A 13,509-nucleotide genomic window follows, 5' to 3' on the forward strand; every position below is an offset into this window, starting at 1 on the left:
GAATCCGGCGCAGGCAGGATCGCTCTTCGGACAGGCGTGCAGGGCGACGCGGTTCACGCTGCGCCCGCCCCGCGCGTTCGCCCACACGCTGCCCGCCTCACCACACGGCTCACGACACGGCCCCCGGTCAGGGAACTGATCGCCGGATGGGACAGTCTTCATCACAGGGGCGCAAGAGCGAGCAGAGACGTACGGGACGACGTACGACGCGAAACAGGAGTCCGTGCACGACATGAGTGACGAGCCTCAGCCGCAGCAGCCGACACCGGGCTGGGCACCGAGAGAGCCGCAGGCGGACGGCGACCCGAGCACGCCTCAGGCCCGGCCGGCCGGGAAACCGAAGCGGACCGGCTGGCGCCGGATGATCCCGACCTGGCGGATGACGCTCGGTGCCTTCGTCATCGGCGCCATGCTGCTGGTCGGCGGCTTCTTCCTCGGCTACTCGCTGGTGAAGATCCCGTCGGCCAACGCGCTCGCCACGCAGCAGGCCAACGTGTACCTCTACGCGGATGGTTCCGTGATCGCCCGCGACGGCGAGGTCAACCGGGAGAACGTCTCGCTCGCGCAGATCTCCAAGGGCGCTCAGCACGCGATCCTGGCCGCTGAGGACCGCGACTTCTACACGGAGTCCGCCGTCGACCCCAAGGCCATGGTCCGCGCGGCCTGGAACACGGCGCTCGGCAAGGGCAAGCAGTCCGGCTCCACGATCACGCAGCAGTACGTGAAGAACTACTACCTGCGCCAGGAGCAGACGGTCACGCGCAAGGCCAAGGAGTTCTTCATCGCGATCAAGCTGGACCGCGAGAAGAGCAAGAACCAGATCCTGGAGGGCTACCTCAACACCAGCTTCTTCGGCCGCAACGCCTACGGCATCCAGGCCGCCGCCCAGGCCTACTACGGCATGGACGCCAAGGACCTCGACGCCGGCCGCGCCGCCTACCTCGCCGCGCTGGTCAACGCCCCCAGCCAGTACGACGTCGTCGCCCACCCGGAGAACCGCAAGGCCGCCGAGTCCCGCTGGAACTACGTCCTGGACGGCATGGTCAAGAAGGGCTGGCTCAGCGAGTCGGAGCGGACCGGCATGAAGTTCCCGATGCCGAAGGAGTCCACCCTGTCCACCGGCATGTCCGGGCAGCGCGGCTACATCGTCCGGACCGTCAAGGACTACCTCGTCCAGAACAAGATCATTGACGAGAGCCGGCTCGACGCCGGCGGCTACCGCATCACCACGACGCTCCAGAAGCCCAAGCAGGACGCGTTCGTGAAGGCCGTCAACGACAAGCTGATGGACAGGCTGGACAAGAAGAACAACAAGGTCGACACCTACGTCCGCGCGGGCGGCGCCGCCGTCGAGCCCAAGACCGGCAAGGTCGTGGCGATGTACAACGGCGTCGACTACGTCAAGCAGTACACCCCGAACGCCACCCGCAGGGACTTCCAGGTCGGCTCCACCTTCAAGCCGTTCGTGTTCACCGCGGCCGTCGAGAACCACTCGGAGACCCAGGACGGCCGCGTGATCACCCCGAACACGATCTACGACGGCACCAACAAGCGACCCGTCGAGGGCTGGACCGGCGAACCGTACGCCCCGGAGAACGAGGACCAGGTCTCCTACGGCGACATCACCGTCACCGAGGCCACCGACAAGTCCGTGAACTCGGTCTACGCCCAGATGGCCGCCGACGTCGACCCCCAGAAGGTCAAGCAGACCGCGATCGACCTCGGCGTCCCCGAGAACACCCCCGACCTCGCCGACGGCCCCGCCATCGCGCTCGGCACGGCCACCGCCAGCGTCCTCGACATGGCGGAGGCGTACGCCACGCTCGCCAACCACGGCCGGCACGGCACGTACACGATGGTCGAGAAGGTCACCAAGGAGGGCTCGCCGATCGAGCTGCCCGAGCGGCGCACCCGGCAGGCCGTGAGCCGCGAGGCCGCCGACACCACCACCTCGGTCCTGCGGAGCGTCGTCCAGAACGGCACGGCCTCCGCCGCACAGGCCGCGGGCCGCCCCGCCGCGGGCAAGACGGGCACCGCCGAGGAGGACACGGCGGCCTGGTTCGCGGGCTACACGCCCGACCTCGCCACGGTCGTCTCCGTCATGGGCCAGGACCCGGTCACCGCCGCCCACAAGTCGCTGTACGGCGCGATGGGCCTGCAGCGCGTCAACGGCGGCGGGCCGCCCGCCGAGATCTGGGCCCAGTTCACCCAGGACGCCCTGAAGGACGAGCCGGTCACCGACTTCGACCTCAGGCTCCAGCCGGGCTCCGACGTCTCGCAGGCCCCCGGCACCGAGCCCCCGGCCGACCCGACCACGGACGACGCCACCGACGGTGGCAGCACGTCCACCGGCGGCCAGGACACCGGCACCGAGACGCCCGGCCAGACCCCGAGCGCGCCCGAGGGGCAGACCCAGGGCCAGACCGACGGCGGCACCACCGACGGCGGCACGGGCGGCGAGTCCCCGACCGGCGGCGGCACCGCGGACGGCGGGACCGGCGACGGCGGCACGACCGACGGTGGCACGACCGACGGCGGTACGACGGAGGGCGGCGGCGACGCGACCGACGGCGGCTCCACGGGCGGGCCGTCGGGCCCCGGCTGGGGCGTGGTCCCGCAGACGGCGCGCCGCGAGTGAGCCGCCCGCCGGCGCTCTCTCAGTGACCCGGTCGCCTTCAGCCCCACCACGGCGACCAGCGGCTGGCACACGAAGCGGTGCCGATGGGCAGGGTCCGGCAAAGACAGGAAGAAGAAGGGGCCGGTGACGAGGGTCACCGGCCCCTTCTTCTTCCGCTGATGCTCTTGGAGCTACAGATAGAGGCCCGTCGAGTCCTCCGAGCCCTCGAACCGATCCGCGGCCACGGCGTGCAGATCGCGTTCGCGCATGAGCACGTACGCGATACCGCGCACCTCGACCTCGGCACGGTCCTCCGGGTCGAACAGAACCCGGTCGCCCGGCTCCACGGTCCGTACGTTCTGCCCCACCGCGACGACCTCGGCCCAGGCCAGGCGCCGGCCGACCGCCGCCGTCGCGGGGATCAGGATGCCGCCGCCGGAACGCCGCTCGCCCTCGCTGGTGTCCTGCCGCACGAGTACGCGATCGTGCAGCATCCGGATGGGCAGCTTGTCGGGATGGGTGCTGTGCTCGTTTCTCTTGGCGCTCACGCCCTGAAACCTACCTGTCTTCCCGGCCGACGTACGCAGTCGGGTCAGCCCTTGCGTCGCCGCGTGCTGACGGCGAGCAGCCCGACCACTCCGACCACGACGAGCGCGACGGGCACGACCCGCTCCAGCCGCGGCGCCCCGTCCTCGTCCACGAACCGGGCCCGCACATCGGTGACGGCCCGATTGACCCCCACGTAGGCCCGCCCGAGGGTGTGATCAATGTTCGAGGCGACCTTGGCCTTGGCATCCCCGACGATCGTCTTCGGGTGCACCCGCACCCCGATCTCGTCGAGGGTCTCGGCCAGGGTCGCGCGGCGGCGCCTGATGTCCGCCTCGATCTGCGCCGGGGTCCTGGTGTCCGCCGTGTCCGCCACCGTGTCGCCTCCGAAGTCGGTGTGAAGCCTGTGCCGGACAGTCTGTCAGCTCCACGGCTCATCGCACTGTCAGGACCCCCGGTTACGCTTGGCCGATGAGCGAGCGACTCCAGCCGGGGGACGTGGCCCCCGCCTTCACCCTGCCCGACGCCGACGGCCACGAGGTGTCCCTGTCCGACCACAAGGGCCGCAAGGTCATCGTGTACTTCTACCCGGCCGCCCTCACCCCCGGCTGCACCAAGCAGGCCTGCGACTTCACGGACAACCTGGAGCTGCTGGCCGGCGCGGGCTACGAGGTGATCGGCATCTCCCCCGACAAGCCCGAGAAGCTGGCCAAGTTCCGCGACAAGGAGTCCCTGAAGGTCACGTTGTTGGCCGACCCGGACAAGCAGGTCCTGGAGTCCTACGGCGCCTACGGCGAGAAGAAGCTGTACGGCAAGACGGTCGTCGGCGTCATCCGCTCCACGGTGATCGTGGACGAGGAGGGCAAGGTCGAGCGGGCCCTGTACAACGTCAAGGCGACGGGCCACGTGGCCAAGATCATCAAGGATCTGGGGATCTGAGTCGTGATGGACGTCGGCCTTTCCTCGCTCGAAGAGTTCGAGCGATCACCAGGGGCGTGATGCCGAGGAGGCCGACGGGCGGCCCACCGCGCCAAGTAGAGTGGGCAGCGCTGTGGGCCCGTACCCCAGCTGGCAAGAGGGCGCCGGTTTAGGTCCGGTGTGTCGTGGGTTCGAGTCCCACCGGGCTCATCCACGAAGGGCGCCCCACTCGGTGGGGCGCCCTTCTGCGTGCCGTCAGCCAAGCAGTTCCCGCACGACCGGCACGAGCGCCCGGAACGCCTTTCCCCGGTGGCTGATCGCGTTCTTCTCCTGCGGGGTCAGCTCCGCGCAGGTCCGGGTCGCGCCCTCCGGCTGGAGGATCGGGTCGTAGCCGAAGCCGCCGGTGCCGGTGGGCTCGTGGCGCAGGACGCCCCGCAGTTGGCCTTCCACGACCCGCTCCGTACCGTCCGGCAGGGCCAGCGCCGCCGCGCAGGCGAAGTGGGCGCCTCGGTGTTCGTCGGCGATGTCCGAGAGCTGGGCGAGGAGGAGGTCAAGGTTGGCCTTGTCGTCGCCGTGCCGGCCCGACCAGCGGGCGGAGAAGATGCCGGGGGCGCCGTTGAGGACGTCGACGCACAGGCCGGAGTCGTCGGCGACCGCGGGCAGGCCCGTCGCCCGGGCCAGGGCGTGGGCCTTCAGCAACGCGTTCTCCGCGAAGGTGACGCCCGTTTCCTTGACGTCGGGGATGTCCGGATAGGCGTCGGCGCCGACGAGTTCGTGCGGCAGCCCGGCTTCGGCGAGGATCGCCCGGAGCTCGGTGATCTTTCCGGCGTTGCGCGTGGCGAGGATCAAGCGGGTCATGGCCCCAGTATTGCCGCAGCACCGGGCGCGCCCCGTAGGGGGCGCGGCCCGTCAGGAGCGCGGCCCGTAGGGGGCGCGGCCCGTCAGGAGCGCGGGGAACCGCGCGATCAGCGGCCGGCGCAGCGCTACGGCGTACAGACCTTGGTCAGTTCGCCGGCCGCGTCCGTGACCGGGCTGATGTCGGGCGTTTCGTCGCCGTTCTTGATCGCCGTACGGACGTTGCCGACGGCCTGGTTGAGGTCGTCGACGGCCTTGCTGACGTCCGCGTTGTCGGACTTGTCGCCGATCTTGTCCAGGTTCTTGTCGATGGAGTCGAGGGACTCGTCCAGCTGCGTCGGGTCGTTGGCCGCGTTGTCGACGGCCTGCTGGAGTTCCGTGACGCTGTCGGCGATGGCGTCGGCGGTCTGGACGCAGTCCATCGCCTTGTCGACGGCGGCGCAGCCGGTGGTGAGTCCGGCGGTCAGCGCGACGGCCGCCAGGGTGGCGGCGACGGCTGCAGTGCGGCGTCGGCGGCTCGCGGCCATGGAACGGTCCCTCTCGTCGGTCGGGCCGGGCGGCCCGTGTGGCTGGCCGGACGCACAGGGATGAGCCGTGCGCCCGTACTCCTTCAGACGCGAGCGTGCCCGGCACGGTTGCCCGCGCCGGGCACCTGTCTTGGCGCGCCCTTTACTTTTCGAGGACGGTATCAAGCGCGGTGCGCTGGTGGGCGGCGAGTTCCGTGCAGCCGGCGACGGCGAGGTCGAGGAGGGCGTCGAGTTCCTCGCGGGCGAAGGGTTCGGCCTCGGCGGTGCCCTGGACCTCGACGAAGCGGCCGTCGCCGGTGCAGACGACGTTCATGTCGGTGTCGGCCTTGACGTCCTCCTCGTAGCAGAGGTCGAGGAGGGGGACGCCGCCGACGATGCCGACGGAGACGGCGCTGACGGTGCCGGTCAGGGGCTGACGGCCGGCCTTGATGAGCTTCTTGCGCTGGGCCCAGGCGACGGCGTCCGCGAGCGCCACGTAGGCGCCGGTGATGGCCGCCGTGCGCGTGCCGCCGTCGGCCTGGAGGACGTCGCAGTCGAGGACGATGGTGTTCTCGCCGAGCGCCTTGTAGTCGATGACGGCGCGGAGCGAGCGGCCGATGAGGCGGCTGATCTCGTGGGTGCGGCCGCCGATGCGGCCCTTGACGGACTCGCGGTCGCCGCGGGTGTTGGTGGAGCGGGGCAGCATGGAGTACTCGGCGGTGACCCAGCCTTCACCGCTGCCCTTGCGCCAGCGCGGGACGCCTTCGGTGACGGAGGCGGTGCAGAAGACCTTGGTGTCGCCGAAGGAGACGAGGACGGAGCCTTCGGCGTGCTTGCTCCAGCCGCGTTCGATGGTGATCGGGCGGAGTTGCTGGGGGGTGCGGCCGTCGATTCGAGACATGCCGCTGAGCCTATCCGTACATGCGGAAGGGGCCCCTCCCGCGGTGGGAAGGGGCCCTCACAACTGACCTCGGAGGGGTCTGTCAGGGGTGTCCTCGGGGGGTCCGTCAGGGGATGAAGCCCGGGACGATCCCCGCGCTTCACATCATGTCTTCGATCTCCGCGGCGATGGGGTCGGCGTCGGTGCCGATGACGACCTGGATCGCGGTGCCCATCTTGACGACGCCGTGGGCGCCGGCGGCCTTCAGGGCGGTTTCGTCGACCTTGGCGGGGTCCACGACCTCGGTGCGCAGGCGGGTGATGCAGCCTTCGACCTCTTCGATGTTGTCGATGCCGCCGAGCCCGGCAACGATCTTCTCAGCCTTGGTGGCCATGTTCGTTCTCCCTGATCCGAACCGCTTTGTCGCAGTAACCCACAGTTGACCCAACTTTGCGAGCGGTCATGTCGTGCGTGCCGAAGGATGGTGTCACGTCAGTGTGCGACCGTCCGTTCGACTGGTCTACACCACGATCCCGCCTCTCGACAAAGGGGACCGGAATGGCGCTGCTGACAGGGGTCTTGACGGCTTCGCGCTCCTCTACACGTGATCTTCCGCTTCGCGATCACGAAGCTCGACCTGAAGGCTCCGGGGCGCGAGCCCGAGGAGGAAGTCGAGGACAGCGCCAAGGCATGATCGCCGGAGCGGGCGGAATTTGGCGGGTTCCACTCGTTCGGCCTACCGTGCTACAACTGGTCTACACCACTCACCGGTGGAGGTCGCGCGGTGTTGACCGCGTTTCCCTTTTGAACCGCGTTCCCCTTTTGAGACGCCGCCGTCCCCCGTCGAACTCTTCCCTGGGCGGCGCCGTGCCCCATGGAGGAAGTTCATGTCCACAGCCACAGCCGCGCCCGCGAGCCCGAAGAAGGGGTCTGCGGTGATGGCGGTCCTGCAGAGAATCGGCCGCAGCCTCATGCTGCCCGTCGCCGTGCTGCCGGCCGCCGCGCTCCTGGTCCGCCTCGGCAACGCCGACATGCTGGGGCGGGAGTCGTTCCCGGAGTTCATCACCAGGATCGCGAGCTTCATGACCGCGGGCGGCAACGCGATCCTCGACAACATGCCGCTGCTGTTCGCCGTGGGCATCGCGATCGGCTTCGCGAAGAAGTCGGACGGCTCGACCGCTCTCGCCGCCGTCGTCGGCTACCTGGTCTTCAAGAACGTGCTGGCCACGTTCACCGACCCGAGCCTGCCCAAGGTGGCGACCGCCGTCGACGGCAAGGTCGTCATGACGGACGCGCCGGTGGACGCCAAGGTGCTCGGCGGTGTGGTGATGGGCCTCGTCGTCGCCCTGCTCTACCAGCGCTTCTACCGCACCAAGCTGCCCGACTGGGCGGGCTTCTTCGGCGGTCGCCGCCTGGTCCCGATCCTGTCCGCCTTCGCGGGCCTGGTCATCGGCATCGTCTTCGGTTACATCTGGCCGGTCCTCGGCACGGCCCTGCACAACGTGGGCGAGTGGCTGGTGGGCTCCGGGGCCGTCGGCGCGGGCATCTTCGGTGTCGCCAACCGCGCGCTGATCCCGATCGGCATGCACCACCTGCTGAACTCCTTCCCCTGGTTCCAGGCCGGCACCTACGAGGGCAAGAGCGGCGACATCGCCCGGTTCCTGGCGGGCGACCCGAGTGCCGGCCAGTTCATGACGGGCTTCTTCCCGATCATGATGTTCGCCCTGCCCGCCGCCTGCCTGGCGATCGTGCACTGCGCCCGGCCCGAGCGCCGCAAGGTCGTCGGCGGCATGATGTTCTCCCTCGCGCTGACCTCGTTCGTCACGGGTGTCACCGAGCCGATCGAGTTCACGTTCATGTTCATCGCCCCGGTGCTGTACGCGATCCACGCCGTGCTCACCGGTGTCTCGATGGCGCTGACCTGGGCCCTGGGGATGAAGGACGGCTTCGGCTTCTCGGCCGGCGCGGTGGACTTCTTCCTGAACCTGGGCATCGCGACCAACCCGTGGGGCCTGGCCCTGGTGGGCCTGTGCTTTGCGGCGGTCTACTACGTGGTCTTCCGCTTCGCGATCACCAAGTTCAACCTGCCGACGCCGGGCCGCGAGTCCGACGAGGAACTCGCCGAGCTCCAGAAGGCGGAGGCGAAGTAGCCCGCACACGCTGAAGGCCCCGGAACCGCTTCTTGGGTTCCGGGGCCTCGTCGTGCTCGGGTGCCGGACAGGCCCCTTACATCTCGTACGTCTGTCGCGGTGCCGCGAGGTCCACGGGACCGTCGTAGACCGCGCTGGCGTCGGCCAGGTTGACCTGGGGGTCCGTCCACGGCGGGATGTGCGTGAGGACCAGCCGCCGGGCACCTGCCCGGGCCGCCGTCTCGCCCGCCTCGCGGCCGTTGAGGTGCAGGTCGGGGATGTTCTCCTTGCCGTGCGTGAACGCCGCCTCGCACAGGAACAGGTCGGCGCCCCGGGCGAGTTCGTCCAGGGCAGGGCTCACACCGGTGTCGCCGGAGTACGTCAGGACCTTGCCGCCGTGTTCGACGCGGATGCCGTACGCCTCCACGGGGTGGGCCACGCGCTCGGTGTGCACCGTGAACGGGCCGATCTCGAACGTGGACGGCTTGACCGTGTGGAAGTCGAAGACCTCGCTCATGGAGGAGGCGGAGGGGGTGTCCGCGTAGGCGGTGGTCAGCCGGTGTTCCGTGCCTTCCGGTCCGAAGACGGGGAGCGGATCGCAGCGGCCGCCGTCGTGGCGGTAGTAGCGCGCGACGAAGTACGCGCACATGTCGATGCAGTGGTCGGCGTGCAGGTGGCTGAGGAAGATCGCGTCGAGGTCGTAGAGACCGCAGTGGCGCTGCAGCTCGCCCAGGGCACCGTTGCCCAGGTCGAGAAGCAGCCGGAAGCCGTCGGCCTCGACGAGGTAGCTCGAGCAGGCCGATTCCACGGACGGGAACGACCCCGAGCAGCCGACGACGGTGAGCTTCATGAAGCAGAAACCTCCGCTGGCGGGGATGACTGAGAGGGGCGTCGGGGGTCGTGCGGTGCGTCGAGCGTAAGGCGCAAAACCCCCGGTCGCTCCTCCGCCAAGGGCTGTTGTGGGCGAACTCACCTGAGCGGCGCTACGATCCGGGCTACCTGGCGTTCAGCTGTTCGGCCAGGATCCGAGAGCACATCGAGGGCCCATCGAGGGCACATCACGCGGCATCGGACAGGAACTCCTCCGCTGCCTCGCGGGTGTCCCCGTCGGTGTTCCTTAACCGGTGCGCGTAGATCGCCATCACCACGGCCACGGTGTCGCCCATCCTCGCTTCCACGGTCTTCGGCAGCCCGGTCACCCTGACCGCCTGACGCCACGCGGTGTCGGCGAAGTGGTCCGCGTTGACGGGGGGCCGCGCACACGAAGCCGTCCTGGCCGACCGGGTACGCCTTCAGATGAGCGGCCAAGGCATCGATGACGCTCTGCGGTACGGGCACCGTCCTATAGGAACGCTTCGTCTTGGGCGGGCATACGACCACGCCGGGATCGCCCGCTGTATCTGCACCTCAACCGTACGACGGAGGACGTCGATGTGCCCACGCCCAGCCACTCACCGCGGTATTCCTCGCGCTCATGCTCGGTACCGGATCGTTCGCTGCAACTGAGTTCTGTGCGCAGTATTACGTATCCAGAATTGCGCGACTTGCCTCTTCGCTCCCTCGACCATCATGGGTATGAGGGACGAAAACCGGCCTTCACGAGTTCTCCGACTCCGGGAAGGCATGCGCCGGGAATAACTGACGTCGGATTCAAAGAAAAGCCCGCCGAATCAGTAATTCGCTCCCCAAACACCTTTCATGGCGCTATTCGTCGGATCAACGATGCCGCGACCGGATGCCCCCAGGAAAAGGCATTGTCGGTGAGCGTCGCCGCTGCGGACCGCGACTGCGCGCGGCTCCCACGTGCCGGTGCCGCCCACCCCCGGCGCCTCTCCCGTGCCCTCTCGCCCACGAAGGGATGTGGCCCGCATGGCCGCCAGAACCACGAACGCGAAGAAGACCGTCTCGAAGACACCGCAACCGAAGTCCGCGTCGAAGACAGCCTCGGCGAAGAGGCGCTCGCCCTCATCCGCGTCCGGGGCCCGCACCTGCTGGAGGATCCGGATATCACCTCAGTGGGCGTCGGCCGCAAGATCACCGGCGATCAGCAGGCCGGCGAAGTGGCGTCGCGGTTCACCGTGGCGACGAGCGAGACCGTGCTCAGCGCCGCGAGGGCGAGATGGGCGACTTTCTTCATGAGCGCTACTCCTGGGGAGCTGGTCAGATGCATGCGCCAACTCGGAAGCGCAGAACATGCCATCCCCCGATCGGCTGTGTCAGCGCATCAGGGCGACCGACGGTCCGTCAAGATCGTTTGGTCCCGTAGAACGCCAGTTGGGCGCTCCCCCGATGGATCTCCCCGAATGCTCCACATCGGCGCAGGGTGGCGTCGCCGCTCTCGAACACGATGACCATGCGCAGCAGTTCACGCACCACTTCAACCTTGTCCCAGTGGATACCGGTCTGAGCCCGCAGCTCAGGACCTGCGCGCTACGGCGCGATGGTGGCGGAGGACGAGCCTGGCGTGCAATAAGCGGAGCGACGGCCTCTCGGCCGCGCTGTCCCTGGACCCGACAGGGAGGCGCGGCCGTTCAGTGGCAGTCGACCCACGGCGGCCGCAACCACGGCCTCCCGGCGTTGACCTGTCGTGGCCCGCTGGCTGCGGCGGGCACGAAGCATCGAACTGGCGACCATGCAGCCGCCCTGGCTCCGGAGGAATGACCGGAAGAGCCCCTGGTTCTGCCGGCAGCGCCCGGCGTGATCCTTGCGAGGGGGGCGCGGGGGAGGGATGGCGCCGGTACCGTCTCCGTATGGACACGTCCTGGTGGCTGGCGCTCGCCGCGGTGGTACTGCTCGCGCTCGTCGCCACGCTCGTCGACGGCTGGGGACGGCGGTCGTCGGCGCGGCGGGGCCGGACGGCGGTGGGGACCGCCACGGTGGCGGGGCTGCCGCAGCCGGCGGAGATCTGGTGGGCGGACGTTCCGTACGAGGACGAGGCCCGTACGAAGGACCGGCCGTGCCTGGTGCTGGCGGTGCGCGGGGAACGGGCGACCGTCGCGAAGATCACCACCCGGTTCCGGCACGAGCGCACCGGCGTGATCCCCCTCCCTCCTGGCTCGGTCGGCGACACCCAGGGCCGCGCGAGCTTCCTGGAGACGGACGAGCTGCGCGAGGTCCCCGTGTGGGGCTTCCGGAGGCGGGTCGGAGTGGTGGACCCGGCGCTGTGGGACCAGGTCCGGTACCTGGCCGGCTGAGACCCGGAGCTCCCTTTCCGGCCGGCGCGGGAACACACCACCGGACTGCCCGGGGGCCGCCCACGACGGCCGGGTTGCTGTCGGCGACCCACGAACTGAGCCGGGCCGGGGCCCGGGCGCGCGGCCGGGCTGCCGCCGGAACTTCGGCCCCCAAGCCACGCCGAGCCACCGGCCCGCAGCCGGGCTACCGCCGATGCCGCAGGCCTGGTGAAACGGCGAACCGGACCGGGCCGAAGCCCCGGCCCGCCGCCGCACCACCCCCGAAACCCCGATCCGACACCGAGCCACCGTCGCCCGGCCGGGCTATCGCCGGAACCATGGCCCCTGGGGATGCCGAAGGGCCGGAGTGCTCACTCCGGCCCTTCTCTCGCGCGTGTGTCCGCCGTCGCTACGCCCAGAGCTGTCCCTGGAGCGTCTCGATGGCCTCTTCCGTCGTGGCTGCCGTGTAGACGCCCGTCGACAGGTACTTCCAGCCGCCGTCGGCGACGACGAAGACGATGTCCGCGGGTTCGCCGGCGTTCACGGCCTTGCGGCCCACGCCGAGCGCGGCGTGCAGCGCGGCGCCCGTGGAGACGCCGGCGAAGATGCCCTCCTGCTGGAGCAGCTCGCGGGTGCGGGTGACCGCGTCCGCGGAGCCGACCGAGAAGCGGGTGGTCAGGACTGACGCGTCGTACAGCTCGGGGACGAAGCCCTCGTCGAGGTTGCGCAGGCCGTAGACCAGGTCGTCGTAGCGCGGTTCGGCCGCGACGATCTGGACGTCCGGCTTGTTCTCGCGCAGGTAGCGGCCCACACCCATGAGCGTGCCCGTGGTGCCGAGGCCCGCCACGAAGTGGGTGACGGAGGGCAGGTCCGCGAGGATCTCGGGGCCCGTCGTCGCGTAGTGGGCGCCCGCGTTGTCCGGATTGCCGTACTGGTAGAGCATCACCCAGTCCGGGTGCTCGGCCGAGAGCTCCTTGGCGACGCGCACGGCGGTGTTGGAGCCGCCCGCGGCCGGGGAGGAGATGATCTCGGCGCCCCACATGGCCAGCAGGTCCCGGCGCTCCTGCGAGGTGTTCTCCGGCATGACGCACACGATGCGGTAGCCCTTGAGCTTCGCCGCCATGGCCAGGGAGATGCCGGTGTTGCCGCTGGTCGGCTCCAGGATGGTGCAGCCCGGGGTCAGGCGGCCGTCCTTCTCCGCCTGCTCGATCATGTGCAGGGCCGGGCGGTCCTTGACCGACCCGGTCGGGTTGCGGTCCTCCAGCTTCGCCCAGATACGCACGTCGGCGGACGGCGACAGCCGCGGCAGGCACACCAGGGGGGTGTTGCCGACCGCGGCCAGGGGTGAGTCGTATCGCATCGGTGATCAGACCATGCCGCCGGCCACGGCCGGCAGGATCGTGACGTTGTCGCCGTCCGTCAGCTTGGTGTTGATGCCGTCGAGGAAGCGCACGTCCTCGTCGTTCAGGTAGACGTTGACGAAGCGGCGCAGCTGGTCGCCGTCCACGATGCGGGCCTGGATGCCGGCGTGTCGCGTCTCGAGGTCGGCGAACAGCTCGGCGAGGGTGTCACCGCTGCCCTCCACCGCCTTCTGACCGTCGGTGTACTGGCGGAGGATGGTCGGGATGCGGACCTCGATGGCCATGGCTCAGGGCTCCTGTCGGGAGTAGTCAGTCGGGCGCGCGGCAGCGCAGGAACAGCGGGGTGGTGCGTGTGTGCAGCGCCGCGGCTCACGGCCGTACGGCGGCAGGGGTCGGCGTCAACAGATGGCGCTGGCGATCCTGCACAGGTCGACGTGCAGCCGCGCAACGAGCAGCAGGCCCGGCGTCTTGTCGCTCACGTCGTGGAAAACCATGGGCTCATCGTATCGATTCCCGGTCCGGGT

15 protein-coding genes and 1 tRNA gene are annotated in these 13,509 nt (G+C 69.6%); 5 read left to right on the top strand and 11 right to left on the bottom strand.

What is annotated here, in order from left to right; all coding sequences use genetic code 11:
• Nucleotides 1-232 precede the first annotated feature (232 nt).
• Nucleotides 233-2,638: a transglycosylase domain-containing protein gene (locus tag HDA41_RS14830; protein WP_184984188.1), complete on the top strand. Its 2,406-nt coding sequence runs from the start codon at nucleotides 233-235 to the stop codon at nucleotides 2,636-2,638.
• Between the two features lie 170 nt (nucleotides 2,639-2,808).
• Here HDA41_RS14830 and HDA41_RS14835 read toward each other — a convergent pair whose 3' ends face one another.
• Together HDA41_RS14835 and HDA41_RS14840 are read right to left on the bottom strand one after the other, a co-directional pair.
• Nucleotides 2,809-3,165: a GroES family chaperonin gene (locus HDA41_RS14835; protein ID WP_010040015.1), complete on the bottom strand. Its 357-nt coding sequence runs from the start codon at nucleotides 3,163-3,165 to the stop codon at nucleotides 2,809-2,811.
• 44 nt (nucleotides 3,166-3,209) lie between these two features.
• Nucleotides 3,210-3,539 (bottom strand): DUF3618 domain-containing protein, encoded by a 330-nt coding sequence (locus tag HDA41_RS14840; RefSeq protein ID WP_184984190.1) that lies wholly within the window; start codon nucleotides 3,537-3,539, stop codon nucleotides 3,210-3,212.
• A 95-nt stretch (nucleotides 3,540-3,634) separates the two neighbouring features.
• Here HDA41_RS14840 and bcp point away from each other — a divergent pair, with 95 nt between their 5' ends.
• Together bcp and HDA41_RS14850 are read left to right on the top strand one after the other, a co-directional pair.
• Nucleotides 3,635-4,102, top strand: coding sequence for a thioredoxin-dependent thiol peroxidase (gene bcp / locus HDA41_RS14845; protein ID WP_184984192.1), 468 nt, complete (start codon nucleotides 3,635-3,637; stop codon nucleotides 4,100-4,102).
• A 114-nt stretch (nucleotides 4,103-4,216) separates the two neighbouring features.
• Nucleotides 4,217-4,291 (top strand) — tRNA-Leu (locus HDA41_RS14850).
• Between the two features lie 45 nt (nucleotides 4,292-4,336).
• Here HDA41_RS14850 and rdgB read toward each other — a convergent pair.
• The 4 genes from rdgB to HDA41_RS14870 form a co-directional block, all read right to left on the bottom strand.
• A complete protein-coding gene (gene rdgB / locus HDA41_RS14855; RefSeq protein WP_184984194.1) occupies nucleotides 4,337-4,939 on the bottom strand; it encodes an RdgB/HAM1 family non-canonical purine NTP pyrophosphatase in 603 nt (200 codons plus the stop codon).
• A 125-nt stretch (nucleotides 4,940-5,064) separates the two neighbouring features.
• Nucleotides 5,065-5,463, bottom strand: coding sequence for a hypothetical protein (locus HDA41_RS14860; RefSeq protein ID WP_184984196.1), 399 nt, complete (start codon nucleotides 5,461-5,463; stop codon nucleotides 5,065-5,067).
• A gap of 142 nt (nucleotides 5,464-5,605) precedes the next feature.
• Nucleotides 5,606-6,343 carry a ribonuclease PH gene (gene rph / locus HDA41_RS14865; RefSeq protein ID WP_184984198.1) on the bottom strand — a complete coding sequence of 246 codons (738 nt, stop codon included), beginning with the start codon at nucleotides 6,341-6,343 and terminating at the stop codon, nucleotides 5,606-5,608.
• A gap of 139 nt (nucleotides 6,344-6,482) precedes the next feature.
• Nucleotides 6,483-6,716, bottom strand: a complete 234-nt coding sequence (locus HDA41_RS14870; protein WP_086602225.1) for a PTS sugar transporter subunit IIB — start codon at nucleotides 6,714-6,716, stop codon at nucleotides 6,483-6,485.
• 493 nt (nucleotides 6,717-7,209) lie between these two features.
• Here HDA41_RS14870 and HDA41_RS14875 point away from each other — a divergent pair, with 493 nt between their 5' ends.
• Nucleotides 7,210-8,472, top strand: a complete 1,263-nt coding sequence (locus HDA41_RS14875; RefSeq protein WP_184984200.1) for a PTS transporter subunit EIIC — start codon at nucleotides 7,210-7,212, stop codon at nucleotides 8,470-8,472.
• A 76-nt stretch (nucleotides 8,473-8,548) separates the two neighbouring features.
• Here the strand turns inward: HDA41_RS14875 and HDA41_RS14880 are convergent, their stop codons facing one another.
• Together HDA41_RS14880 and HDA41_RS14885 are read right to left on the bottom strand one after the other, a co-directional pair.
• Nucleotides 8,549-9,301: an MBL fold metallo-hydrolase gene (locus HDA41_RS14880; protein WP_184984202.1), complete on the bottom strand. Its 753-nt coding sequence runs from the start codon at nucleotides 9,299-9,301 to the stop codon at nucleotides 8,549-8,551.
• An 820-nt stretch (nucleotides 9,302-10,121) separates the two neighbouring features.
• Nucleotides 10,122-10,439 (bottom strand): hypothetical protein, encoded by a 318-nt coding sequence (locus HDA41_RS14885; RefSeq protein ID WP_184984204.1) that lies wholly within the window; start codon nucleotides 10,437-10,439, stop codon nucleotides 10,122-10,124.
• A gap of 762 nt (nucleotides 10,440-11,201) precedes the next feature.
• Between HDA41_RS14885 and HDA41_RS14890 the strand changes: the two genes are divergently transcribed.
• On the top strand, nucleotides 11,202-11,645 hold the full coding sequence (locus HDA41_RS14890) for a type II toxin-antitoxin system PemK/MazF family toxin (RefSeq protein WP_184984206.1): 444 nt from the start codon (nucleotides 11,202-11,204) through the stop codon (nucleotides 11,643-11,645).
• A 388-nt stretch (nucleotides 11,646-12,033) separates the two neighbouring features.
• Here HDA41_RS14890 and HDA41_RS14895 read toward each other — a convergent pair whose 3' ends face one another.
• The 3 genes from HDA41_RS14895 to HDA41_RS42270 form a co-directional block, all read right to left on the bottom strand.
• Nucleotides 12,034-12,984 (bottom strand): PLP-dependent cysteine synthase family protein, encoded by a 951-nt coding sequence (locus tag HDA41_RS14895; protein WP_184984208.1) that lies wholly within the window; start codon nucleotides 12,982-12,984, stop codon nucleotides 12,034-12,036.
• 6 nt (nucleotides 12,985-12,990) lie between these two features.
• Nucleotides 12,991-13,269, bottom strand: coding sequence for a MoaD/ThiS family protein (locus HDA41_RS14900; protein WP_059421375.1), 279 nt, complete (start codon nucleotides 13,267-13,269; stop codon nucleotides 12,991-12,993).
• 114 nt (nucleotides 13,270-13,383) lie between these two features.
• A complete protein-coding gene (locus HDA41_RS42270) occupies nucleotides 13,384-13,479 on the bottom strand; it encodes a putative leader peptide (protein ID WP_311772142.1) in 96 nt (31 codons plus the stop codon).
• Nucleotides 13,480-13,509 lie beyond the last annotated feature (30 nt).

The sequence above is a fragment of the Streptomyces caelestis genome (genome assembly GCF_014205255.1).
Lineage (GTDB): Bacteria > Actinomycetota > Actinomycetes > Streptomycetales > Streptomycetaceae > Streptomyces > Streptomyces caelestis.